We start from the raw sequence: 22,063 nt of genomic DNA on the forward strand, positions 1-22,063 counted from the left end.
GGATGATGACGCTGAAAGTGACGAGGACGGTAGCAGGCGCACTGCTGATCGCAGTGCGCCTGCCAGCCTGTGGCAAGGGCAGGGGGCGGGAGCGGCGCCGGCTTGCGGCGGTATGGCGGGAGCTATGCAAGCTCATCAATGGGCTCGACCGCACGAAGCTGTAATTCACTAACGCAGAGTGAAGACATCATGGACTTGGCGCTGGCAATTTCTTTCTGGTGTATGAATTTCGTTTTGAGCATCACCCCCGGCCCCGCGGTCGTGAATGTGATGGGCGCTGCCCTGCGGTCCGGCTTGAAGCCGGCGCAGGCCAGCATCGCCGGGATCCTCCTGGGTAACTGCATCTACATCGTCCTGGCCCTGCTCGGCCTGGGGGCCATCTTTGCAGCGATGCCAGGCAGCCTGGCCGTGCTGCGCGTGCTGGGGGCCGCCTACATCGGCTGGCTTGGCATCCAGGCGCTGCGCTCATGGCGCCGCGCCAGGCAGGACGGACATCGCGAAATCCCACCCCCGGCCTCGGCGCGGCGGCTGTTTTCCGATGCGCTGGCGCTACAGTTGGCCAACCCCAAGTCAGTGCTGTTTTTCGGCGCCATGCTGCCCCAGTTTGTCCAGCCCGGTGCTTGGCCACCGGTGGTGCAAATGGCGCTGCTCGGGGCGGTTGCGGTATTGCTCGAATATCCGGTGCTCTGCGCGTACGCCTGGCTTGCGCGCCGCCAGCTGGGTGGCGCACGCAGCGGCATCTTGCAACTGGCAACCGGGTGTTTGTTATTGCTGTGCGCGCTACGCATCGTGCGGGCTTGATCGAAGGGAGAATAAGAATGCAGGAGATCCGGATCGGCGTCATCGGCGCCGGCACCATGGGCTTGCGCGTATTGCAGGCATTGAAAGCGCACAGGGCGTACAAGGTGGCCGGCATCTACGACCCCGACGCCGGCGCGCAGGCACGGGCACATGCGCTGGTCCCGGACCTGCCGCTGTCGGCCAGTGCCGCCGGCTTGAGCAGGCAGCCCGGACTGGACGCCTTGTACATCGCCTCGCCGCCAGCCTTCCACCTGGAACACCTGAGGCTGGCACGGGACGCCGGGGTGGCCGTGCTATGCGAAAAGCCTCTCGCCGCCAGCCTGGCTGACGTGGCGGCAATCGACCGGCTGGCACTGCCCCGTTGCGCCGTCAACTTTCCGTTCGCATGCCTGCCCGCCGTGCGCCGGCTGCAGGACATCACAGGCAGCGGCGCGATCGGCGCATTTGCCGAAGCACGCATCACCCTGCGGTTCGCGCAATGGCCGCGCGGCTGGCAAGGTGGCGCCGCCGAATGGCTGGGCATGCCGGAGCAGGGCGGCTTCACCCGCGAGGTGTTATCGCATTTCCTGTTTCTGGCATTGCGTTTGTTCGGCCCGCTGGACCTGGCCAGCTACCAGCTCGAACGCGCACCAGGCAAGACCGAAACCGCGTTGCGGGCGCAGCTGCGTCATGCCGCCGGCGTCCTCGATATCGATGCCGCGGTGCGCGGCGCCATCGAGGATGCCAATTGCTTCGAGTGGCAGGGGAGCCGGGGCAGCGCCAGATTGCATGACTGGTATCGATTCGAGGCGACCGGGATGGCGCCGGTCGCGCCGGTCGACCCGACCCCTTATACATTGGATGCATTTGCCCGCGCATTCAGGGGCCAGGCCGACGCCGGGCTCGCGACGGTATCGGAAGCGCGGCAGGTGGCAGAACTGGTCGAACGCCTGCTGGCTTGAACTGGAAGGGCCGGAAAACAAAAACGCCACCCGGAGGTGGCGTTTGCGTTACTTCTGAATTCTTGGTGGCCCGGGGCGGAATCGAACCACCGACACAAGGATTTTCAATCCTCTGCTCTACCAACTGAGCTACCAGGCCAAGAGAGGCATGATTATAGCCAGTGGTTTTCAAGCCCGCAAGTCCTGTGCGGCAATTTTTTATGAAGCGATATAATGCCTTCATGACTACACAGACCTCTTCCTCCGCACAATCCCGTGCCGACGCCCGCCGTAGCGACGTCTGCATCGTCGGCAACGGCGCCATCGCCAAGACCGCCGCCCTGGGCTTTTCGCAAGCCGGGCACAGCGTCACTTTGCTGGTGCCGCCCGCGCGCCCGGGGGCGGAAGAACCGGCGTCGTCCGGGGGCGAGAAACCCTGGGACGTGCGGGTGTACGCGCTCAACCACACGGCGCAGAAGCTGCTGTCTTCGCTGAAAGTCTGGGGCGCGCTCGACATGGCGCGCGTGGCGCCGGTCGACGCCATGGACGTCAAGGGCGACGGCGAGCAGGGCGGCCACCTGGGCTTCGATGCCTTCGGCGCCCATACCGGCGCCCTGGCCTGGATCGTCGAGGACAGCAATTTGAACATGGCGCTGGACGCGGCTCTGCGCTTCGCCCAGAACGTCGACGTCGTCACCGGCCGCGCCTGCAAGCTGGCTTGCAGTTCGCTCGGCGCCAGGGTCGAGCTGGAAGACGGGGCGCCGATCGAGGCCCAGCTGCTGCTCGGCGCCGACGGCCGTGAATCCTGGGTGCGCGGACAGTGCGACATCGGCATCGACTACCGCTCCTACCACCAGCGCGCCATCGTCGCCAATTTCTCCTGCGAAAAGCCGCACCACAACGTCGCTCACCAGTGGTTTACTTGCAAGGAAGGCATCATCGCCCTGCTGCCGCTGGCGGGCGACAAGGTCTCGCTGGTGTGGTCGGCCCCGGAAACCCTGGCCGACACCATCATGGACGAGTCGCTGGGCGAGCTGGCGATCCGTCTCGGCGAGTATTCGGAAAGCACGCTCGGCCTGCTCAAGCCCCTGCAACCGGAAGCGGTCAAGGCGATTCCGCTGGCGCTGGTGCGCCCGCACGCGGTCACGGCGCCGCACGTGGCCCTGATCGGCGACGCCGCCCACGCCGTGCATCCGCTGGCCGGCCACGGCATGAACCTGGGCTTTGCCGACATCGTCGACCTGCTGCGGGTCGTGGACGAGCGCGAAGCCCAGCACGGCATCGGCGACGAGCGCGTTCTGGCGCGCTATGCACGGGCACGCAAGGAAGACGTGTTCCTCATGCAACTTGCCACCGACGGGCTCGAACGTTTGTTCGGCGCCAATCTCGAGCCGGTACGCGTTGTCCGCAATTTGGGATTAAACTTGCTGAATAAGTTGCCGCTCGTTAAGCGGAAACTGATCGCCCATGCGATGGGCAAATAAGTAGGCATACATCTTTTAGGAATAAAGTTCATGGTCAAGACCAAACTCGCCGTCCTGCTGGCGGCCGGCCTCGTTACATCCTGCGTCGGTGCGCAGAACTCGGTCGAGGCCACCATCAAGAAGAATATCGAGCCGCGCCTGGGCGGCGCCAAGATCGAATCGATCAAGGAAACCCCGTACGGCGGCCTGTACGAAGTCCGCGTCGCCGGCGACATCCTGTACACCGACAAGAAGGGCGAATACCTGATCATCGGCCACGTCTACGATGCCAAGACCACGCGCGACCTGACCCGCGAGCGCATCGACGACATCAACAAGATCAAGTTCTCCGACCTGCCGCTGAACGACGCCATCAAGCAGGTCAAGGGCGACGGCAAGCGCGTGATCGCCGTGTTCGAAGACCCGAACTGCGGCTACTGCAAGCGCCTGCGCCAGACCACGCTGAAGGACCTGGACAACGTCACCATCTACACCTTCATGTACAACATCCTGTCCGACGATTCCTTCGTGAAGTCGAAGAACATCTGGTGCGCGCCGGACCGCGGCAAGGCCTGGGACGACTGGATGATCGCCGGGAAGGCGGCCGCACCGGCGCCGGAAAGCTGCGCGACGCCGAACGACAAGGTGCTGGCGCTGGGGCAGAAGCTGAAGATCCAGGGTACGCCGGCGATTTTCTTTGCCGATGGTTCGCGGATTCCGGGTGCGGTCGACCTGCCGACGCTGGAAAAGAAGCTCGAATCGATCAAGCAGTAAGTAGCGGTAACGAACGTGGGCACGGGGTGCCCACCCTACATTGTGCGTAGGGTGGGCACCCCGTGCCCACGTCCCACACAATATAAAAAAGCAGCACCCCCGTCCAAAACAAGGAGCAGCACGTGGTCACTCTGAACATCAACGGCCGCGACCAGCAGGTCGACGCCGATCCCTCCACGCCCATCCTCTGGGCGCTGCGCGACAACCTCAACATGACCGGCACCAAGTTCGGCTGCGGCGCGGCCCTGTGCGGCGCCTGCACCGTGCACCTGAACGGCGAGGCGATCCGCTCCTGCATCACGCCGATCTCCGCCGCCGCCGGCCAGAAGATCACCACCATCGAGGCGATGGAGTCCGACAAGGTCGGCAAGGCCGTGCAGGACGCCTGGGTCAAGCACGACGTGCCGCAGTGCGGCTACTGCCAGAGCGGGCAGGTGATGAGCGCGACGGCCCTGCTGCGCGTGAACAAGGCGCCGAGCGACGCCGACATCGACAACGCCATGAGCGGCAATATCTGCCGCTGCGGCACCTATCAACGGATCCGCGCGGCCATCAAGGATGCCGCTAAAGTCATCGCGATCGCGTAAGGAGCCGACATGCGACCAACCTGGTTCAAGAACGCGGGCCTGCCGGGCGCCGCGGTGGACGGCGTTTCGCGCCGCGGTTTCCTGAAAGCCGGCGCCGTCGCCGGCGGCGGCCTGGTGCTGGGCTTCATGCTGCCGGCCGGCGGCCGCATGGCGCGCGCCGCCGAGGCGAAGCCGGCGATCTACGCGCCGAACGCCTTTCTGCGCGTGGCGCCGGACAATACCGTCACCGTGATCGTCAACCGCCTGGAATTCGGCCAGGGCGTGCACACGGCGCTGCCGATGGTGATCGCCGACGAGCTGGACGCCGACTGGGCGCAGATGCGCGCCGAGCTGGCGCCGGCCGGCGATGCCTACAAGGATCCGGCCTTCGGCATGCAGATCACCGGCGGCTCGGGCACCATCGCCCACTCCTTCACCCAGTACCGCGAAGTCGGCGCCCGCGCCCGCGCGATGCTGGTGGCCGCCGCCGCCGAGCAGTGGAAAGTCAATCCGGCCCAGTGCCGCAGCGCCAAGGGCCTGGTCTACGGCCCGGCAGGGCAGAAGGCGACGTATGGCGCACTGGCCGACGCCGCGATGAAGCAGCCGGTACCGGAAACCGTCACCTTGAAGGATGCGAAACAGTTCCGCTACATCGGCAAGCCGATGAAGCGCCTCGACGCGCGCGCCAAGTCCAGCGGCCGCCAGCAGTTCGGCATCGACTTCAAGCCGGAAGGCGCGAAGGTGGCGGTGGTGGCGCACCCGCCGGTGTTCGGCGCCAAGGTCGCGAAATTCGATGCGTCGAAAGCCAGGGCGATCCGCGGCGTGCTGGCCGTGGTGGAGATCCCGGTCGACCGCGGCGGCCGCGGCATCGCCGTGATCGCCGAGGGCTACTGGCCGGCCAAGCAGGGCCGCGACGCCCTCGAGATCGAATGGGAGACCGCCGGCGTCGCCAGGCTCGATTCCGCGGCCCAGCTGGCCGAATTCGCCGAGCTGTCCAAAAAACCGGGCGCGGTGGCGCGCCAAGCCGATACCTCCAGGCTGGCCACGGCCGCGAAGAAGATCTCGGCGGTCTACGAATTCCCCTACCTGGCGCACGCGCCGATGGAGCCGATCAACTGCACGGTCGACCTGAAGGATGATTCCTGCACGCTGTGGGTCGGCTCGCAGTTCCAGACCGGCGACCAGGCCGCCGCCGCCAGAACCGCGGGCCTGAAGCCCGAGCAGGTGACCCTGCACACGATGATGGCGGGCGGCGGCTTCGGCCGGCGCGCGGTGCCGACTTCGGACTTCGTGGTCGAGGCGGTCAACGTCGCCAAGGCGTGGAAGGCCTCCGGCCACCAGGGTCCGGTCAAGATGATGTGGAGCCGCGAGGACGACATCCGCGGCGGCTACTACCGTCCCTCGCACCTGCACCGCGCCGAGATTGGCCTGGACGCGCAGGGCAACATCGTCGCCTGGGACCACGTCATCGTCGGCCAGTCGATCGCCGCCGGCACGCCCTTCGAAGGCTTCATGATCCAGAAGGGCGTGGACAGCACCATGGTCGAAGGCATGGGCGCGCCCTACGCGGTGCCGCTGAACCTGACGGCCCATATCGCCAAGGCGAATGTGCCGGTGCTGTGGTGGCGCTCGGTGGGCTCGACCCACACCGCCTTCGTGATGGAGACCCTGATCGACGAGGCCGCGCATGCCGCCAAGGCCGACCCGGTGGCCTACCGCAAGAAGCTGATCGACGCCAGGCACACCCGCCACCATGCGGCGCTGGACCTGGCGGTGGCGAAGTCCGGCTACGGCAAGAAGACCCTGCCGAAGGGCCATGCCTGGGGCGTGGCCGTGCACGAGTCCTTCAACACCGTGGTCGCCTACGTGGTCGAAGCCTCGGTCGCGAAGGACGGCACGCCGCGCCTGCACAAGGCGACCGCCGGCGTGCACTGCAACCTGGCGGTGAACCCGCTGTCCATCGCGGCCCAGGTCGAAGGCGCGGCGCTGATGGCGCTGGGGACCACCCTGCCGGGCGCGCGCATCACGCTGAAGGATGGCGTGGTCGAGCAGCAGAACTTCGGCGACTACACAGTGGCGCGCATGAACGACATGCCGCAGGTCGAGGTGCACATCGTGCCGTCGAACGAGCCGCCGACCGGCCTGGGCGAACCCGGCCTGCCGCCGCTGGCGCCGGCCTTCGCCAATGCGCTGTTCAAGCTGACCGGCAAGCGGCTGCGCAAGCTGCCCTTCGACCTGGCTTCGGCTTAAGCGAAGGCATATGGGCACCCCTGTCGTCGGTGTGTTGCTGGCCGCCGGCAGGGGGCGCCGCTTCGATCCGCTGGGGCAGCGCAACAAGCTGCTCCAGGCTCTGCCCGAAGCCGGTGGCGAGCCGGTCGTCGCCATCAGCGCGCGCAAGCTGCTTTCTGTCGTCGATACCGTGATTGCCGTGGTGCCGCCCGACGATGGCGGCGTGGGCGCGCTGCTGTCTGCCCTTGGCTGCGAAGTCAGCGTCTGCGCGGACGCCGACAGCGGCATGGCGGCCTCGCTGGTGCACGCGATCCGCCACTCCCTTTCTCACGATCCCTCAGCCTGGCTGGTGGCGCTGGGCGACATGCCGCGTGTCGCGCCCGCCACACTGCGGCTGCTGGCCGACGCGCTGGCTGCGGGCGCGCCCATCGCCGCCCCGGTGCTGGACGGCCGGCGCGGCAACCCGGTCGGCTTCGGGCGCGTCCATCTGGAGGCGCTGCTGGCCTTGAAAGGCGAGCAGGGCGCGCGCCGCCTGCTGCAAACTTTCCCTGTCACTGAAGTCCAGGTCGCGGATCCCGGCATTTTCAAGGATATCGACACGCCCGCCGATCTCTAGGTATGCATACGTTCTGGACACCTTTCACCGAAGAATCCGATTACACTACGGTGGAAAAGTGAGAGATTGTTCAATAACCATGAAAAAAACCAGTCAGAAGAAGCCGTCCGGGGTGCAGTACACCATCGTGCCGAAGGACCTCGCGGGCCACCTGTTCAACGTCACCGTCACCGTCGCCGCGCCCAATCCGGAAGGGCAGGTCTTCATGCTGCCGGCCTGGATCCCGGGCAGCTACATGATCCGCGAATTCGCGCGCAATATCGTGCGCATCCGCGCCGAAGCCAAGGACCAGGCCGTCGAACTGGTCAAGCTCGACAAGCACACCTGGCGCGCCGCCCCCGTGGCCGGTCCGCTGACCCTGCACTACGAAGTCTATGCCTGGGACCTGTCGGTGCGCGCCGCCCACCTCGACCAGACCCACGGCTTCTTCAACGGCACCAGCGTGTTCCTGCGCGTGCAGGGCCAGGATGCGGGCCCGCAGCAGGTCGACATCCAACGTCCGGGCGACCCTGCCGCCGCCGACTGGCGCGTGGCGACCTCGCTGCCCGAACTGGGCGCGAAACGCTATGGCTTCGGCACCTATATCGCCGCCGACTACGACGAACTGATCGACCATCCGGTGGAGATGGGCGATTTCGCGCTCGCCTCCTTCAAGGCCCACGGCATCCCGCACGACATCGTCGTCACCGGCCGCGTGCCCAACCTGGACATGGAACGCCTGCAGCAGGACCTGAAAGCCATCTGCGAGACCCAGATCGCCTTCTTCGAGCCGAAGACGAAAAAGGCGCCGATGGACCGCTATGTCTTCCTGACCATGGCGGTCGGCGACGGCTACGGCGGCCTGGAACACCGCGCCTCGACGGCCCTGATCTGCGCGCGCAACGATCTGCCGACCACCGCCGCGCCCAGGACCGCCGAACGCAGCGAAGGCTATATCACCTTCCTCGGCCTGTGCAGCCACGAGTACTTCCACACCTGGAACGTCAAGCGCATCAAGCCGGCCGTGTTCGCGCCCTACGACCTGCAGGTCGAGAACTACACCCCGCTGCTGTGGCTCTTCGAAGGCTTCACCAGCTATTACGACGACCTGATGCTGGTCCGCAGCGGCATCATCAGCGAGGCGACCTATTTCAAATTGCTGGGCAAGACCGTCGGCGCGGTCTGGCGCGGCAGCGGCCGCACCAAGCAGAGCATCGCGGAATCGAGTTTCGACGCCTGGACCAAGTACTACCGCCAGGACGAAAACGCACCGAACGCCATCATCAGCTACTACACCAAGGGTTCGCTGGTCGGCCTGGCCTTCGACCTGACGATCCGCGCCAAGACCGGCGGCGCCAAGTCCCTGGACGACCTGATGCGCGCGCTGTGGGAACGCTATGGCCGCGATTTCTACGCCGGCGCATCCGGAAGCGGCCGCGGCGTCACGGAGAAGGAAGTGGAAGCGCTGTTCGACGAAGTCAGCGGGCTGCGCCTGAAATCCCTGTTCGACCGCCATGTGCGCGGCACCGAGGACATCCCGCTGGCCAAGCTGTATGCGCCCTTCGGCGTCAAGACCCTCGACGAGCGCAAGAACAGCAAGCCCTCGCTGAACATCGCCCCCGGCCGCGACCCGCTGGGTCTCAAGCTGAGCCAGGTGCACGAAGGCGGCGCGGCCCACCAGGCCGGCCTGTCGGCGGGCGACATCGTGATCGCGGTCGACGGCCTGCGGGTGAACGGCAATCCGCCCAACCTGGAGCAGCTGCTCGCGCGCTACCGCGTCGGCGACACCGTCACCATCCACGCCTTCCGCCGCGACGAGCTGATGCAGTTCGAGGCGACCCTGCAGGGCTGCGTGGCGCCGGTCATCACCATCGGCGTGGCGCCCGCGGGCACGCGCCGCGCGGCGACGATGCCGCGGCCTAGCGCGAGCTGAACGCCGCCACCAGCCCGGCGATCTCCTCCGGCCGCTCCTTGTGCGGGACGTGGTAAGTGCCCGGCAGGATGCGGACCCTGGCCGGGCCGCCGGCATGTTCCGCGATCGTCTCCGGATGCCTGGACGAGCCGTACTCGTCCAGGGCGCCGTGGAGGGCCAGCACCGGGCATTTCACGGCCGGCAGCACATCGTTCAGCGACCAGGCCGCGAAGCTTGGGGCCAGCCAGGTGCCCAGCCAGGCATCGAGCACCCATGCAGCCTTGTCGCCATGGTATTTCTCCAGGCGCGACAGGGCGCGTTCGTCCTCGAACAGCCGTTTGGCTTCCAGCAGGCCGGCGCGCGTCTCCTCGCCGACGAAGGCCTGCGCCGATTCGGTGATCAATCCCTCGCAGCGCTCCGGATACTGGGCCGCACAGTGCACGGCCATGCCGCCGCCCACGCTATGGCCGAAAGCGATGAAGCGATTCACTTCATGCTGCTCACAGACGACGGGGAAGTAAGTGCGCGCTTCGTCGGCGATGAAGTCCAGCGGGAGTTTGCCTTCGCGCCGGTCGGAGCGGCCGAAGCCGAGGCGGTCGTAGGCGATCACATCGCGCCCGGTCGCAGCGGCGAGCAGGGCGGGGAAGTCGCGCCACAGCGCGACGCAGCCCAGGGAATCGTGCAGCAGGACGATGGGCGTTTTCTTGCTGCCGGCCTGGCTTTCGCCTGCGCCACGCCAGAGCCGGCTGAACAGGCGGCCATTCGGGTGTTCTATCCAGACGTCGCTGGTCAACATGGGAGATTCGTTCATTCTCCCATTATGCAGCAAGCTTATTTCCGGCACTTATTCCGACGCCTGCGGCCCGGCCAGGCTGCGCAACTGGTAGCGCTCGTGGTCCGCGAACAGGAAGGTTTCGGAGAATTTCAGCTTGCCGCCCGCCTGCGCCAGCTGGTGCGGCGGCGGCAGCGGTGTGCTGCGGCGCATCGATGCCAGCGCCACTTCGGAGGCGTCCGGGTTGCGCGAGCGCTGTACCGCGACGTCGGTCATCCGGCCGTCGCTGTCGACCGTGATCTCGAGGACGACGATGGCCGGCAGCAGCGGCGGCAGCCTGCCTTTATACGTATGGCCGGGATTGTGCTGGACCACGTGCTGGGCGACCTGGGTTTTATAGTCGTCCAGGCCCGCCGGCGGCGGTTTCGAGGCAGGGGAAGAAGTGAAGGGGCTGGCGACCGCCTTGGCGGCGTGCCCGATGGTGGAGGCGACGGCCGTCGTGGCCGAGATCACGGTCGAGCATCCGCTCAAGCCTGCGATTGTAAAAACAAGAATCAGGCTCAGGCGGATGATCGTTTTCATGATCTAGTCAAATAATCGTCGCAACTCCGTGCCGGGATCGGGCGCGCGCATGAAGGCTTCGCCCACCAGGAAGGCATGCACGTCGGCGTCGCGCATGCGCTTGACGTCGGCCGGCGCCAGGATCCCGGACTCGGTCACCACCAGGCGCTCCGCCGGGATGTTCGGCAGCAGGCCGATGGTGGTTTCGAGCGTGACCTCGAAAGTGCGCAGGTTGCGGTTGTTGATGCCCAGCAGCCTCGTCTTGAGGCGCAGCGCAGCGTTCAACTCGTCGCCGTCATGAACTTCGACCAGCACATCCATGCCGAGTTCCTGGGCACAGGCTTCGAGTTCCGCCATCAGGCCGTGGTCCAGCGCCGCGACGATCAGCAGGATCGCATCCGCACCCATCGCGCGCGCTTCGTACACCTGGTAGAGGTCGACCATGAAATCCTTGCGGATCACCGGCAGCTCGCAGGCGGCGCGCGCCTGTTTCAGGTACTCGCTCGAACCCTGGAAAAACTGCGCGTCGGTCAGCACCGACAGGCAGGAAGCGCCGCCCCTGGCATAGCTTTCGGCGATGGCGGCCGGCTGGAAGTCGGCGCGCAGCACGCCCTTCGAGGGCGAAGCTTTTTTCACTTCGGCGATCACGCCGGCACGTCCGGCCGCGATATGCCGGCGCAGGTTCGCCTCGAAGCCGCGCAGGTTGGCGCGCAGTTCGCTGTCGCCCTCGACCTCGCGGCGCAGGCTGTAGAGGTCGCGGTGTTTTTTGGCGGCGGCGACTTCGTCGGCTTTCACCGCCAGGATCTTGTTCAGGATGTCGGACATGGTTTTCTTTATGAGTTCGCCGCGCCCAGCTGGCGGGTCACGCCCACGAACTGGTCGAGCTTGGCCAGCGCCGCGCCCGAAGCAATCGCCGCGCGCGCCTTCTGCAGGCCTTCTTCGATGGACGCCGCAACGCCGGCCGCATACAGCGCGGTGCCCGCGTTCAGCGCCACGATGTCGTGGGCCGGACCCGGCTCGCCGCGCAGCGCTTCCATCACGCGCAGCTTCGACTCGGCGGCATCGGCCACCTTCAGGTTGCGGCTGGCGATCATTTGCAAACCGAAGTCTTCCGGATGGATTTCGTACTCGCGGATCTGGCCGTTCACCAGTTCGCCGACCATGGTGCCGGCGCCCAGCGAGACCTCATCCATATTGTCGCGGCCCCAGACCACCATCGCGTGTTCCGCGCCGAGGCGCTGCAGCACGCGCACCTGGATGCCGACCAGGTCGGGGTGGAACACGCCCATCAGGATGTTAGGGGCGCCGGCCGGATTGGTCAGCGGTCCCAGGATGTTGAAGATGCTGCGCACGCCGAGTTCGCGGCGCACCGGCGCCACGTTCTTCATCGCCGCGTGGTGGTTCGGGGCGAACATGAAGCCGATGCCGGTCTGGGCGATCGACTGGGCGATCTGCTCGGGCTTCAGGTCGATCTGGGCGCCCAGCGATTCGATCAGGTCGGCGCTGCCGGAGGACGAAGACACGCTGCGCCCGCCATGCTTGGCCACGCGCGCGCCGCTTGCTGCGGCCACGAACATCGAGGCCGTCGAGATATTGAAGGTGTGGGCGCCGTCGCCGCCGGTGCCGACGATGTCGAGCAGGTGGGTGGTGTCGGCCATCGGCACCTTGGTCGAGAACTCGCGCATGACCTGGGCCGCGGCGGTGATCTCGCCGATGGTTTCCTTCTTCACGCGCAGGCCCATGGTGATGGCCGCGATCATGGTCGGCGACATCTCGCCCGACATGATCTGCCGGAACAGGTGCAGCATCTCGTCGTGGAAGATCTCGCGGTGTTCGATACAGCGCAGCAGCGCTTCTTGCGGGGTGATCATGGCAGAACCTTTATCGTTGCCGTCGTCCCCGCGAAGGCGGGGATCCCAGTTAGTGGCATATCACGAAAACTTGGGTTCCCGCCTGCGCGGGAACGACGATTTATCTTTCCAGGAAGTTCTTCAGCATCGCGTGGCCGTGCTCGGACAGGATGGACTCGGGGTGGAACTGCACGCCTTCGATGTCGAAGTCCTTGTGGCGCACGCCCATGATTTCGCCGTCGTCGGTCCATGCCGTCACTTCCAGGCAGGCCGGCAGCGAAGCGCGTTCGATCGCCAGCGAGTGATAGCGGATCACGGTGAAAGGGCTCGGCAGGCCCTTGAACACGCCTTCGCCGGTGTGGGCGATCTTCGAGGTCTTGCCGTGCATGACCTGCTTGGCGCGGATGATCTTGCCCCCGAAGGCTTCGCCGATGGCCTGGTGGCCCAGGCAGACGCCAAGAATCGGCTTCTTGCCGGCGAATTCCTTGAGCACGTCGACCGAGACGCCGGCATCCTTCGGGCTCTTCGGCCCCGGCGAGATGCAGATGCGGTCCGGGTTCATGTCCGCGATCTGTTCCAGCGAGATCTCATCGTTGCGCACGGTGCGCACGTCCTCGCCCAGCTCGCCGAAGTACTGGACGATGTTGTAGGTGAACGAGTCGTAGTTGTCGATCATGAGCAGCATGCTAGAAATCTCCATCCAGTCCGTCTTGCACTTGCTCGGCCGCGCGCAGCACGGCGCGCGCCTTGTTTTCCGTCTCCAGCCATTCCATCTCGGGGATGGAATCGGCCACGATGCCGGCCGCCGCCTGCACGTACAGGTTGCCGTCCTTGATCACGCCGGTGCGGATCGCGATGGCGACATCCATCTCGCCCCCAAAAGAAAGGTAGCCGCAGGCGCCGCCGTAGATCCCGCGTTTCACGGGTTCGAGTTCGTCGATGACTTCCATCGCCCGCACCTTGGGCGCGCCGGTGAGGGTCCCGGCCGGGAAGGTCGCGCGCAGCACGTCCAGGTTGGACATGCCTTCTTTCAGCGCGCCCTCGACGTTGGAGACGATGTGCTGCACGTGCGAGTATTTTTCGATGACCATCCGGTCGGTCACCTTGACCGTGCCGGTCTTGGCGATGCGGCCGATGTCGTTGCGCGCCAGGTCGATCAGCATCACGTGCTCGGCGACTTCCTTCGGATCGTTCAGCAGCTCGTGGGCCAGTTCCGTGTCGCGTTCCGGCGTCGAGCCGCGCGGACGGGTGCCGGCGATGGGACGCAGCGTGACCTTGCGGCCGCCTTCGGGTTCTTTCTCCGCATTTAAAGCTTCATTTCGGACCAAAATCTCCGGCGAGGAGCCGACGATCTGCATGTCGCCGAAGTTGTAGTAGTACATGTAGGGCGAAGGATTCAGCGAACGCAGCGCGCGGTACAGCGACAGCGGCGAGTCCACGTAGGGCTTGCGGATGCGCTGGCCGATCTGCACCTGCATCAGGTCGCCGGCCATCACGTATTCCTTGGCCACCGCCACCGCCTTCAGGTAATCCTCCTTGCTGAAGTCGCGCACGGCTTCGGTGCGCACCGAACTCGAGGTGACGGGCGCATCGACGCTACGGCGCAGCATCACGCGCAGGTCCTTCAGGCGCTGCCTGGCCCGCGTATAGGCTTCCGGCTGGCCGGGATCCGCGTAGACGATCAAATACAGCTTGCCCGACAGGTTGTCGATCACGGCCAGCTCTTCGGTCTGCATCAGCTGGATATCCGGCAGGCCCAGTTCGTCCTTCGGCGCGCGGCCCACCAGCTTGCGCTCGATGTGGCGCACCGTGTCGTAGCCGAAGTAGCCGGCCAGGCCGCCGCAGAAGCGCGGCAGTCCCGGACGCAGCGCGACCTTGAAGCGCTGCTGGTAGGCTTCGATGAAGTCGAGCGGGTTGCCTTCATGCGTTTCAATGACTTCGCCGTTCCGTTCGACGGTGGTCACATCGCCGCGCGTAGCAAGCAGCGTCTTCGCCGGCAGGCCGATGAAGGAGTAGCGCCCGAAGCGCTCGCCGCCCACCACCGACTCGAGCAGGAAGGTGTTCTTGCCTGCGTCCTGGCTCTGGGCCAGCTTCAGGTAGAGCGTGAGCGGGGTTTCGAGATCGGCGAAGGCTTCCGCGATCAGGGGGATACGGTTGTAGCCTTGCGTGGCAAGCGATTTGAATTCGAGTTCGGTCATGCTTTTCTCCGGGCCGGCCGAAAGGGGAGGTCGGGCGGCGTTTTCTTCAAAAAACCTGCCGGTATTTATACACGCAAGAGCGTGCGCCGGCAGCAATCAACGGGTTAGTTAGCCCAGGATTGCCAGCGTCGCCACAGCCAGGCCTCGAGGGCGCCGGTTTGGTTGACGGTGTGTTTTTTGGTGAAAAACATGTATAGATAAGTTAGTTTGACGTGCTGTTGTGCGCAGATATCAGCTTCGCTGCATCCAGCAGCGAATTAACTATACCATCGGAATTAATAGTTTGCACAGGCATTCCGTGGTTATATCCATATGGGACTGTGAGCACGAAACAACCGGCGGCGCGGGCGGCCTCGGCGTCGTTGCTGGAATCGCCGATCGCGACCACGGCGGAAGGCGGAAGGCCGAAGTCGCGGCAGACCTGCTGCAGGGGCAGGGGATCGGGCTTCTTTTTCGGCAGCGAGTCGCCGCCGTAGACCAGCTCGAACCAGGGCGCCAGGCCCTTGCGGTCCAGCAGCGGCGTGGTGAAAGCGATGGGCTTGTTGGTGACGCAGGCCAGGCGCAGGCCCAGTTCCTGCAAGGCTCGCAAGCCTTCGATCACGTCCGGGTACAGGGTGGCGCGTTCGCCGTTGATGGCCAGGTAGTGCCGCTGGTAGGCGGCCATGGCCTGGTCGAACACGGCGTCGATTTTCGCCGCGTCGTAGTCCAGCGCCAGCACGTCGCGGATCAGCTTTTCCGAGCCCTTGCCGACCATCGGTTCGATGATGTCCTGGGTGATGGGCCCGAGCTTGAGGTCGGCGCGCATGCCGTTCAGCGCCAGTTCGAAATCCGGCACCGTGTGCAGCATGGTGCCGTCGAGGTCGATGATGGCGGCCTGGATTGCCGCGGCGCCGGACTTCATCCTTACTTCGCCTGAACCGAAGCCAGTTCGGCGCGCATGGCGTCGATGACGGCCTTGTAGTCCGGCTTGCCGAAGATGGCGGAGCCGGCCACGAAGGTGTCGGCGCCGGCGGCTGCCGCTGCGGCGATGTTGTCGGCCTTGATGCCGCCATCCACCTCCAGCATGATGTCGCGGCCGGATTCGTCGATCATGCGGCGCGCCATCGCGATTTTCTTCAGCGCTTCAGGAATGAAGGATTGGCCGCCGAAGCCCGGGTTGACCGACATGATCAGGATGATGTCGATCTTGTCCATCACGTGGTCGAGGTAGTGCAGCGGCGTGCCCGGGTTGAACACCAGGCCGGCCTTGCAGCCGTTATCGCGGATCAGCTGCAGCGAGCGGTCGACGTGCTCGGACGCTTCCGGGTGGAAGGTGATGATGTTGGCGCCGGCCTTGGCGAAGTCGGGGATGATGCGGTCGACCGGCTTGACCATCAGGTGCACGTCGATCGGCACCTGCACGTGCGGACGGATGGCCTGGCAGACCATCGGGCCGATGGTCAGGTTGGGAACGTAGTGGTTGTCCATCACGTCGAAGTGGATGATGTCGGCGCCGGCGGCAACGACATTCTTCACTTCCTCGCCCAGGCGGGCAAAGTCGGCGGACAGGATGCTGGGAGCGATGCGGTAAGTGGTCATGGCGGTCTGCAAGTCTGCAATTCAGAAAGACCGCTATTGTACGACGCCGCGCTTTTTGCCAGCGTTGTATGATGGCGCCTTAGAAAAAAGGAAACAAGATGGCCGCCTACGATTTCGCGATCAATGTCAGGACCCAATACCTCCCGGAGCAATCCAAGCCCGAGCGGACGCTGCATGTATTTACCTACACGATCACGATCAAGAACACCGGCGACGTGCCGGCCCAGCTGATCTCGCGTCACTGGGTGATTACGGATGCCAACGGCAAGACCCAGGAAGTGCGCGGCCTTGGCGTGGTCGGCCACCAGCCGCTGCTGAAGCCGGGCGAGGAATTCGAATACACCAGCGGCACCCAGCTGGAAACGGCGCAAGGCTCGATGACCGGCGAATACTTCTTCGTGGCCGAGGATGGCCACCGCTTCGAAGTGCCGATCCCGGAGTTCGTGCTGAGCCTGCCGCACGCCCTGCACTGAGCGGCGCCGCGCCGATCACCTCATTTTCGGCCGGAGAACATCGTCCACCAGACGATGAAAAGCAGCAGGCCCAGCGCCGCCCCGGCTTCCAACAGCAGTATCCACATAACGGTCCCTTATGTTTTCGACACGCCGAAGTGTACCCGCACGCAGCCTTGGCGGGCTAATTTCCATTGCGACCTTGCTGGCCGCATGCACGACAGCGCCGCCGAACCCGGCGCCCAAGCCTGTGCCTTCGCCCCAGCCGAAGCCACAACCCACGCCCCAGCCGCCGGTGAAGATGCCGCCGCCGGTGGCGCCCGTGCCCTCGGCCCCGGGACAATTGCCGCCGGCGCCGCTGTTCACCCCGGTCGCCTTCGACGCGCTGCCGGGCTGGCAGCAGGACGACCTGCGCCAGGCCTGGCCGGCCTTCATGGCCTCCTGCCGGGCGCTGGGGAAAAAGGTGGACTGGAAGGCGCCCTGCGACACGGCCAGATCGGTCGATGCCGGCGACGGCGCCGCGATCCGCCAGTATTTCGAGACCTATTTTGTGCCGAACATGGTGCGCGCCGCCGATGGCGCGGACACCGGCCTGATCACCGGCTACTACGAGCCGATGCTGCATGGCGCGCGCAAGCGCGGCGGCGCCTACCAGACGCCCCTGTACAAAGTGCCGGACGACCTGATTACCGTCGACCTGGGCAGCGTCTATCCCACCCTGAAGGGCATGCGCCTGCGCGGCCGACTGGTCGGCAAGACCGTGGTGCCCTACGGCACCCGCGCCGAGATCGAGCGCGCCCGCCTGCCGGGCAAGGAGCTGGTCTGGGTCGACGACCCGGTCGAGGCCTTCTTCCTCGAGGTGCAGGGATCGGGCAGGGTGCAGCTGGACGATGCCGATGAAACGGTGCGCATCGCCTACGCCGACCAGAACGGCCATCCCTACAAGGCGATCGGGCGCTGGCTGGTGGAGCAGGGCGAGCTGACGGCAGCCGAAGCCTCGGCGCAGGGCATCAAGGCCTGGATCGTGGCCCATCCGGAGCGGCGCCAGGAACTCTTCAACGCCAATCCGAGCTATATCTTCTTCCGCGAAGAGCGCCTGCCGGATCCTTCGGTAGGGCCGAAGGGAGCACTGGGTGTGCCCCTCACGCCCAGCCGTTCGGTGGCGATCGACCCGTCCTTCCTGCCGCTGGGCGCGCCCATCTTCCTGGCGACCACCGAGCCGGCCGGCGAGGCGCCGGTGCAGCGCCTGATGATGGGCCAGGACACCGGCGGCGCGATCCGCGGGGCGGTGCGCGCCGACTTCTTCTTCGGCTTCGGCGGCCAGGCGGCCGAGAATGCCGGGCGCATGAAGCAGCGCGGCCAGCTGTGGGTGCTGCTGCCGCGGCCTGCAACCGTGCAGGCGGCGCGCTAATCCCTGAACGCCGAGGCGCGGGCGCGCAGCTCGGCCATGCTGGCGACGATGGTGGCGGTCAGACGCAGGTTCATCGTTTCAAGATCGCCTTCGTAGGTCTGGATGATGACCTTGTCGCAGGCGGCGCTGCAATCGTCGAGGCTGATGGCCTGGGGAATGGGGGGCATGGGTTTCTCCGTGGGCGTGGTGGTCATCGTGGAGACGATTATGCGGACCGCCCCGCCTCGCGTCTGCCACCACCCTTGGGGTCATCCCTGGATGCGGTGCAGCCGCGTGCCGAACAGGGTGCTCGCCGTCAGCAGCAGGGCGCCGCCCGCCACCACGGCCAATCCGCCGCGCACGCCGATCCGCTCCGCCAGCAGCCCGGCCCCGGCCGCGCCCACCGGCGCCATGGCCACCGTCATGAAGCGCATCGTCGAGGTCATCCGGCCCAGGAAGGCGTCCGGCGTGACGCGCTGGCGCAGGGCCAGGTAGGGCAGGAAGAACAGGGTGGCGCCGCAGTCCAGCCAGAACACCACCACCGCATAGGCGGCCGCGCTGGCCGTGCCGCTGCCGAGCAGGTCGCGCGGGATGGCCGGCATCAGCACGAAGCCGATGCTCGAGGCGCACAGGCCGATCGCCACCGTGCCGCCGGCGCCGAAGCGCCGCGTGAGGGGCTTCAGTAGCACCGAGCTGGCCAGCACGCCGACCCCGCCCAGCATCTGCGCCGTGCCCATCGTCCCCGGGGACATGCCGAGTTCGCGGGTGGCGAACAGCACGTACAGCGCCAGGTAGCCATAGAACAGCAGGTGCCAGCAGGCCGAGGTCCAGGCCAGCAGGCGCAGGGTCGGCTGGCGCCAGACGAAGCCCAGGCCGGCCAGCATGTCGCGCACCGCATGCGATTCGGGCGGCGCCGGCTGCGGCTCGCGCGCGCGGATGCGGCGCAGGTTCGAGATCGAGACCGTGAAGCCGGCCACGTTGCAGAGGATGGCGACCGGTGCGCCCAGCGCCTGCACCAGCACCCCCGCCAGGCCCGGTCCGAGCAGGCGCGAGGCCGATTCGGTGGCCGCGAACTTCGACTGCGCGTCGATCAGGCCGTCGCGCCCGACCAGGAAGGTCATGAAGATCTGCTCGGCGCCGCCGCCCACCACCAGGCCGGTGCCGAGCACGAATTCGACCGCGTACATCCAGTGGATGCTGAGCCAGCCCTGCCACCAGGCGAGCGGCACGCTGGCCAGGCTCAGCGCCACCATTGCATCGCTGCACAACATCACGGGCAGGCGCCGGCTGCGGTCGAGCAGGACGCCGACCGGCAGCCCGAACAGCAGGAACGGCAGGGAGCCGAGCGCCGCCAGGGTGCCCATCTGGCTCGGACTGGCGTGCAGCAGCAGCGCCGCGCAGATCGGCAGGGCCAGCAGGGTGATCTGGGCGCCGAAGTTGGTGAGGATGCTGCTGAACCAGAAACGGCGGAAATCGGCGTTGCGCAGCTGCTGGTCGCTGCCGAGATGTCGGAAGAAGCTGATTATCCTTGTCATTTATGCCATCGCAGGCGCTACAATCGCAGCATTATTTTACTAAGAGGTGTCCCATGGAATATTCCGATCTGCTGATCGAGCAGCATGGCAAGGTAGTCGTGATCCGCCTGAACCGTCCGAAGGCGATGAATGCCCTGAACGACAACATGATGAACGAGCTGGGCGACGCGCTGTACAAGTTCGACGCCGACCCGGCCGTCAATGTCATCGTCCTGACCGGTAGCGAGAAGGTGTTCGCGGCCGGCGCCGACATCGCCGCCATGGCGAACTATACCTATGCCGATACCTACCCGGGTAATTACATCGGCCGCAACTGGGAGCACATCCTGAACGTGCGCAAGCCGGTGGTCGGCGTGGTGTCCGGCTATGCGCTGGGCGGCGGCTGCGAGCTGGCGATGATGTGCGACTTCCTGATCGCCGCCGACAGCGCCAAATTCGGCCAGCCGGAAATCAAGGTCGGCGTGACCCCGGGCGCCGGCGGCACCCAGCGCCTGCCGCGCACGATCGGCAAGTCGAAGGCGATGGACATGCTGCTGACCTGCCGCATGATCGACGCGGGCGAGGCGGAGCGCACCGGCCTGGTGTCGCGCGTGTTCCCGGCCGAGAAGGTGATGGAAGAGGCGCTGGCGGTGGCCAACACCATTGCCGCGATGCCGGTGTCGGTGGCCATGCAGATCAAGGACTCGGTCAACCGGGCCTTCGAGACCACGCTGACCGAGGGCGTGCGCTACGAGCGCCGCTATTTCCATGCCGGCTTCGGTACGCCGGCACAGAAAGAGGGCATGAATGCGTTCCTGGAGAAACGCAAGCCGGACTTCGACGGTCTCTGATCAGAGACAGTTGCCCGGCACCCGAGCGCACAGGGTGTAGAACAGGTTGGTCCAGCGGCTGTCGAGGTTGGATGCGCCCTGCACCTTTGGGTCGCGCGGCGAGTAGCCGTAAGAGGTCACGCCCACCACGCGATTCGGCAGGCTGTCCGAACCCGACGCGCCGCCGGCCTGCAGCTCCTGGAAGTTCAGGATGAGGGGCCCGCCGCTGGAGCCGCCTTCGGCATCCGAGCCATACTCGACGTTGTTGGGGTCGACGTTGCGGAAAGCGGCGGCGGTGATGACCTGCATCCTGATGCAGTTATCGAGATTGCAGGGGTAGCCCAGGCGCGAGGTGTGATTGTCCGACAGGCTGGCGGTCTGCCAGCCGAGCCAGCCGGTTACATAGCCCAGCGATTGAGTGCTGCCGCCCACGGGCTGGTCGGCGAATTCGATCATCGCGTAGTCGGCGGCATTGGGAACGGTGCCGCCGCCACTGGCCCAGGTGCCGGTGACGATCACGGCGTTCCAGTTCCAGGTCTGCAGGGGCGCGGTGCCGTCGCGGTAGGCCGGGATGAACACCCAGTTATCGTAGAAGCCGCTCGAGGTGCCGCTGTGCACGCAATGGCCGGCGGTCGCGACGATCCGCTTCTGGATCACCGAGGCCGAGCACAGATAGGGCACACCGTCGATCGAGAAGAACAGGATGCCGACCGCTGAGTAGGGGTAGTTGCGGTCCGCGGAGTACGGCGCGCCGGCGCCGTTAAACATCGGGAACACGCGGCTGCTGGTGTAATGGGCGCCAAAGGTGCCGACGGCGTTCGGCGTGACCACGCCGGGGCTGCGCTTCTGCACGGGCTCGGGCGTGAACAGGCGTTTTGCGGACGGCAGGGCGCGGATGGTGGGCGCATGGGGCTCGCTGCCGGCGGCCGGACCCGCGCCCATGGATGCTTCCTGCGCCTTGACGGCGCCATAAGACGCTTGCGGCAAGGGCAGCGGCTTGGCGGCCTTGAAGCGCTCGGGCGTCCAGTAGGCCGAGACGGCTTTGACGTTCGGATTGGTCAGCATCACTTTGTTGTCTTGCTGGCTGTCTTGTGCGTGGCTGGCCGTTGCGCTGAACAGCAACAGCGCGAGAGCGGGCACGCATGCGCGCGTGAGAAATTTCATGCCGTCTCCAAAAGGATAGGGTTGGCCGGTCCGGCGCAGCTAGCGATGCGCGGAACACTGCTGAGAGATGGTGCGCGCTCAGATTAAGACTTTGCTCGGCCGGGAGTTCCGTACATCGCGTCGTTTACTGATGAGCGTCAAGTCGAGCTGACCATACGGCAAGGAAATAGTGTGGCGCGTTCAGCATTTTGCCTCTTGCGCGCTCTGCGGTGGATTTGCTATAGTGCGCGTCCTGCTTCTGCAGTGCCGGAAAAGCTGAACGAAATCAAGTAGTTGAGCTGGATGTTTTGATAACTCCGCTGGTGTTGCAGAAAAACGAGGGGTTGACGAGTTAAGCGAAACACTGCATAATCTCACTTCTCTGCTGCTGACGAACATAACGATTCGCAGAATGCAGCAAGGCAGTACCGCCCTCGGCGGGAGCCAACGATCTTTAACAATCAACAGTCGATAAGTGTGGGCGTTTGATGAAGTGCCAGCAGTCACGAAAGTGA

Annotated in this window: 23 protein-coding genes and 1 tRNA gene; 12 read left to right on the forward strand and 12 right to left on the reverse strand. The window is 65.7% G+C overall.

Going from position 1 to position 22,063, the window contains the following annotated elements:
- The first annotated feature begins 2 nt into the window (after positions 1 to 2).
- From ACFPO9_RS16065 to ACFPO9_RS16075, 3 genes are read left to right on the forward strand one after another with little or no spacing between them, the layout of a single operon-like run.
- Positions 3 to 164, forward strand: coding sequence for a hypothetical protein (locus ACFPO9_RS16065; RefSeq protein ID WP_379772120.1), 162 nt, complete (start codon positions 3 to 5; stop codon positions 162 to 164).
- Positions 165 to 189: 25 nt separating this feature from the next.
- Positions 190 to 801 carry a LysE family translocator gene (locus ACFPO9_RS16070; RefSeq protein ID WP_379772121.1) on the forward strand — a complete coding sequence of 204 codons (612 nt, stop codon included), beginning with the start codon at positions 190 to 192 and terminating at the stop codon, positions 799 to 801.
- Between the two features lie 17 nt (positions 802 to 818).
- Positions 819 to 1,742: a Gfo/Idh/MocA family protein gene (locus tag ACFPO9_RS16075; RefSeq protein WP_379772122.1), complete on the forward strand. Its 924-nt coding sequence runs from the start codon at positions 819 to 821 to the stop codon at positions 1,740 to 1,742.
- A 63-nt stretch (positions 1,743 to 1,805) separates the two neighbouring features.
- Here the strand turns inward: ACFPO9_RS16075 and ACFPO9_RS16080 are convergent.
- A tRNA-Phe gene (locus ACFPO9_RS16080) sits at positions 1,806 to 1,881 on the reverse strand.
- 82 nt (positions 1,882 to 1,963) lie between these two features.
- Between ACFPO9_RS16080 and ACFPO9_RS16085 the strand changes: the two genes are divergently transcribed.
- The 6 genes from ACFPO9_RS16085 (at position 1,964) to ACFPO9_RS16110 (ending at position 9,281) form a co-directional block, all read left to right on the forward strand.
- Complete coding sequence (locus tag ACFPO9_RS16085) at positions 1,964 to 3,205, forward strand: FAD-dependent monooxygenase (protein WP_379772123.1); 1,242 nt, start codon at positions 1,964 to 1,966, stop codon at positions 3,203 to 3,205.
- A 30-nt stretch (positions 3,206 to 3,235) separates the two neighbouring features.
- A complete protein-coding gene (locus tag ACFPO9_RS16090) occupies positions 3,236 to 3,958 on the forward strand; it encodes a DsbC family protein (protein WP_379772124.1) in 723 nt (240 codons plus the stop codon).
- Between the two features lie 122 nt (positions 3,959 to 4,080).
- Complete coding sequence (locus ACFPO9_RS16095; RefSeq protein WP_379772125.1) at positions 4,081 to 4,545, forward strand: (2Fe-2S)-binding protein; 465 nt, start codon at positions 4,081 to 4,083, stop codon at positions 4,543 to 4,545.
- Between the two features lie 9 nt (positions 4,546 to 4,554).
- Positions 4,555 to 6,774, forward strand: a complete 2,220-nt coding sequence (locus tag ACFPO9_RS16100) for a xanthine dehydrogenase family protein molybdopterin-binding subunit (protein ID WP_379772126.1) — start codon at positions 4,555 to 4,557, stop codon at positions 6,772 to 6,774.
- Positions 6,775 to 6,784: 10 nt separating this feature from the next.
- Positions 6,785 to 7,369: a nucleotidyltransferase family protein gene (locus tag ACFPO9_RS16105; protein ID WP_379772127.1), complete on the forward strand. Its 585-nt coding sequence runs from the start codon at positions 6,785 to 6,787 to the stop codon at positions 7,367 to 7,369.
- A gap of 79 nt (positions 7,370 to 7,448) precedes the next feature.
- On the forward strand, positions 7,449 to 9,281 hold the full coding sequence (locus ACFPO9_RS16110; protein ID WP_379772128.1) for a M61 family metallopeptidase: 1,833 nt from the start codon (positions 7,449 to 7,451) through the stop codon (positions 9,279 to 9,281).
- Here the strand turns inward: ACFPO9_RS16110 and ACFPO9_RS16115 are convergent.
- The 8 genes from ACFPO9_RS16115 to rpe form a co-directional block, all read right to left on the reverse strand.
- Positions 9,268 to 10,056 carry an alpha/beta fold hydrolase gene (locus ACFPO9_RS16115; protein WP_379772129.1) on the reverse strand — a complete coding sequence of 263 codons (789 nt, stop codon included), beginning with the start codon at positions 10,054 to 10,056 and terminating at the stop codon, positions 9,268 to 9,270. The genes ACFPO9_RS16110 and ACFPO9_RS16115 overlap by 14 nt on opposite strands.
- 48 nt (positions 10,057 to 10,104) lie before the next feature.
- Positions 10,105 to 10,614, reverse strand: a complete 510-nt coding sequence (locus tag ACFPO9_RS16120; RefSeq protein WP_379772130.1) for an energy transducer TonB — start codon at positions 10,612 to 10,614, stop codon at positions 10,105 to 10,107.
- A 3-nt stretch (positions 10,615 to 10,617) separates the two neighbouring features.
- Positions 10,618 to 11,418 (reverse strand): indole-3-glycerol phosphate synthase TrpC, encoded by an 801-nt coding sequence (trpC, locus tag ACFPO9_RS16125; RefSeq protein WP_379772131.1) that lies wholly within the window; start codon positions 11,416 to 11,418, stop codon positions 10,618 to 10,620.
- 8 nt (positions 11,419 to 11,426) lie between these two features.
- On the reverse strand, positions 11,427 to 12,464 hold the full coding sequence (gene trpD, locus ACFPO9_RS16130; RefSeq protein ID WP_379772132.1) for an anthranilate phosphoribosyltransferase: 1,038 nt from the start codon (positions 12,462 to 12,464) through the stop codon (positions 11,427 to 11,429).
- A gap of 100 nt (positions 12,465 to 12,564) precedes the next feature.
- Positions 12,565 to 13,128, reverse strand: coding sequence for an anthranilate synthase component II (locus ACFPO9_RS16135; protein WP_379772133.1), 564 nt, complete (start codon positions 13,126 to 13,128; stop codon positions 12,565 to 12,567).
- Position 13,129: 1 nt separating this feature from the next.
- On the reverse strand, positions 13,130 to 14,641 hold the full coding sequence (gene trpE, locus ACFPO9_RS16140; RefSeq protein WP_379772134.1) for an anthranilate synthase component I: 1,512 nt from the start codon (positions 14,639 to 14,641) through the stop codon (positions 13,130 to 13,132).
- 202 nt (positions 14,642 to 14,843) lie between these two features.
- Positions 14,844 to 15,542 carry a phosphoglycolate phosphatase gene (locus ACFPO9_RS16145; protein ID WP_379772135.1) on the reverse strand — a complete coding sequence of 233 codons (699 nt, stop codon included), beginning with the start codon at positions 15,540 to 15,542 and terminating at the stop codon, positions 14,844 to 14,846.
- Between the two features lie 2 nt (positions 15,543 to 15,544).
- Positions 15,545 to 16,219, reverse strand: coding sequence for a ribulose-phosphate 3-epimerase (rpe, locus tag ACFPO9_RS16150; RefSeq protein WP_379772136.1), 675 nt, complete (start codon positions 16,217 to 16,219; stop codon positions 15,545 to 15,547).
- A 98-nt stretch (positions 16,220 to 16,317) separates the two neighbouring features.
- Here rpe and apaG point away from each other — a divergent pair, with 98 nt between their 5' ends.
- Both apaG and mltA read left to right on the forward strand, forming a co-directional pair.
- Positions 16,318 to 16,692, forward strand: coding sequence for a Co2+/Mg2+ efflux protein ApaG (gene apaG, locus ACFPO9_RS16155; RefSeq protein WP_258843781.1), 375 nt, complete (start codon positions 16,318 to 16,320; stop codon positions 16,690 to 16,692).
- Positions 16,693 to 16,810: 118 nt separating this feature from the next.
- Positions 16,811 to 18,082, forward strand: a complete 1,272-nt coding sequence (gene mltA, locus ACFPO9_RS16160; protein WP_379772137.1) for a murein transglycosylase A — start codon at positions 16,811 to 16,813, stop codon at positions 18,080 to 18,082.
- Here mltA and ACFPO9_RS16165 read toward each other — a convergent pair.
- Both ACFPO9_RS16165 and ACFPO9_RS16170 read right to left on the reverse strand, forming a co-directional pair.
- Positions 18,079 to 18,249 (reverse strand): hypothetical protein, encoded by a 171-nt coding sequence (locus ACFPO9_RS16165; protein WP_379772138.1) that lies wholly within the window; start codon positions 18,247 to 18,249, stop codon positions 18,079 to 18,081. The genes mltA and ACFPO9_RS16165 overlap by 4 nt on opposite strands.
- Before the next feature lie 81 nt (positions 18,250 to 18,330).
- A complete protein-coding gene (locus ACFPO9_RS16170; RefSeq protein WP_379772139.1) occupies positions 18,331 to 19,596 on the reverse strand; it encodes an MFS transporter in 1,266 nt (421 codons plus the stop codon).
- A 53-nt stretch (positions 19,597 to 19,649) separates the two neighbouring features.
- Here ACFPO9_RS16170 and ACFPO9_RS16175 point away from each other — a divergent pair, with 53 nt between their 5' ends.
- Positions 19,650 to 20,426 carry an enoyl-CoA hydratase gene (locus ACFPO9_RS16175; RefSeq protein WP_379772140.1) on the forward strand — a complete coding sequence of 259 codons (777 nt, stop codon included), beginning with the start codon at positions 19,650 to 19,652 and terminating at the stop codon, positions 20,424 to 20,426.
- Here ACFPO9_RS16175 and ACFPO9_RS16180 read toward each other — a convergent pair whose 3' ends face one another.
- Positions 20,427 to 21,569, reverse strand: a complete 1,143-nt coding sequence (locus ACFPO9_RS16180; protein ID WP_379772141.1) for a trypsin-like serine peptidase — start codon at positions 21,567 to 21,569, stop codon at positions 20,427 to 20,429. It lies immediately after the preceding gene.
- Positions 21,570 to 22,063: the final 494 nt, after the last annotated feature.

The organism is Massilia aerilata (assembly GCF_042656905.1).
GTDB lineage: Bacteria > Pseudomonadota > Gammaproteobacteria > Burkholderiales > Burkholderiaceae_D > Telluria > Telluria aerilata.

What these genes read in the sequence shown, in the direction of transcription:
- ACFPO9_RS16170 (WP_379772139.1), bottom strand. Translation starts at nt 19,596, where the DNA reads ATGACAAGGATAATCAGCTTCTTCCGACATCTCGGCAGCGACCAGCAG.
- rpe (WP_379772136.1), bottom strand. Translation starts at nt 16,219, where the DNA reads ATGACCACTTACCGCATCGCTCCCAGCATCCTGTCCGCCGACTTTGCC.
- trpD (WP_379772132.1), bottom strand. Translation starts at nt 12,464, where the DNA reads ATGATCACCCCGCAAGAAGCGCTGCTGCGCTGTATCGAACACCGCGAG.
- ACFPO9_RS16075 (WP_379772122.1), top strand. Translation starts at nt 819, where the DNA reads ATGCAGGAGATCCGGATCGGCGTCATCGGCGCCGGCACCATGGGCTTG.
- ACFPO9_RS16100 (WP_379772126.1), top strand. Translation starts at nt 4,555, where the DNA reads ATGCGACCAACCTGGTTCAAGAACGCGGGCCTGCCGGGCGCCGCGGTG.
- ACFPO9_RS16165 (WP_379772138.1), bottom strand. Translation starts at nt 18,249, where the DNA reads ATGCCCCCCATTCCCCAGGCCATCAGCCTCGACGATTGCAGCGCCGCC.
- ACFPO9_RS16135 (WP_379772133.1), bottom strand. Translation starts at nt 13,128, where the DNA reads ATGCTGCTCATGATCGACAACTACGACTCGTTCACCTACAACATCGTC.
- ACFPO9_RS16145 (WP_379772135.1), bottom strand. Translation starts at nt 15,542, where the DNA reads ATGAAGTCCGGCGCCGCGGCAATCCAGGCCGCCATCATCGACCTCGAC.
- ACFPO9_RS16120 (WP_379772130.1), bottom strand. Translation starts at nt 10,614, where the DNA reads ATGAAAACGATCATCCGCCTGAGCCTGATTCTTGTTTTTACAATCGCA.
- apaG (WP_258843781.1), top strand. Translation starts at nt 16,318, where the DNA reads ATGGCCGCCTACGATTTCGCGATCAATGTCAGGACCCAATACCTCCCG.
- trpC (WP_379772131.1), bottom strand. Translation starts at nt 11,418, where the DNA reads ATGTCCGACATCCTGAACAAGATCCTGGCGGTGAAAGCCGACGAAGTC.
- ACFPO9_RS16110 (WP_379772128.1), top strand. Translation starts at nt 7,449, where the DNA reads ATGAAAAAAACCAGTCAGAAGAAGCCGTCCGGGGTGCAGTACACCATC.
- ACFPO9_RS16180 (WP_379772141.1), bottom strand. Translation starts at nt 21,569, where the DNA reads ATGAAATTTCTCACGCGCGCATGCGTGCCCGCTCTCGCGCTGTTGCTG.
- mltA (WP_379772137.1), top strand. Translation starts at nt 16,811, where the DNA reads ATGTTTTCGACACGCCGAAGTGTACCCGCACGCAGCCTTGGCGGGCTA.
- ACFPO9_RS16090 (WP_379772124.1), top strand. Translation starts at nt 3,236, where the DNA reads ATGGTCAAGACCAAACTCGCCGTCCTGCTGGCGGCCGGCCTCGTTACA.
- ACFPO9_RS16085 (WP_379772123.1), top strand. Translation starts at nt 1,964, where the DNA reads ATGACTACACAGACCTCTTCCTCCGCACAATCCCGTGCCGACGCCCGC.
- ACFPO9_RS16105 (WP_379772127.1), top strand. Translation starts at nt 6,785, where the DNA reads ATGGGCACCCCTGTCGTCGGTGTGTTGCTGGCCGCCGGCAGGGGGCGC.
- ACFPO9_RS16175 (WP_379772140.1), top strand. Translation starts at nt 19,650, where the DNA reads ATGGAATATTCCGATCTGCTGATCGAGCAGCATGGCAAGGTAGTCGTG.
- trpE (WP_379772134.1), bottom strand. Translation starts at nt 14,641, where the DNA reads ATGACCGAACTCGAATTCAAATCGCTTGCCACGCAAGGCTACAACCGT.
- ACFPO9_RS16070 (WP_379772121.1), top strand. Translation starts at nt 190, where the DNA reads ATGGACTTGGCGCTGGCAATTTCTTTCTGGTGTATGAATTTCGTTTTG.
- ACFPO9_RS16065 (WP_379772120.1), top strand. Translation starts at nt 3, where the DNA reads ATGATGACGCTGAAAGTGACGAGGACGGTAGCAGGCGCACTGCTGATC.
- ACFPO9_RS16115 (WP_379772129.1), bottom strand. Translation starts at nt 10,056, where the DNA reads ATGTTGACCAGCGACGTCTGGATAGAACACCCGAATGGCCGCCTGTTC.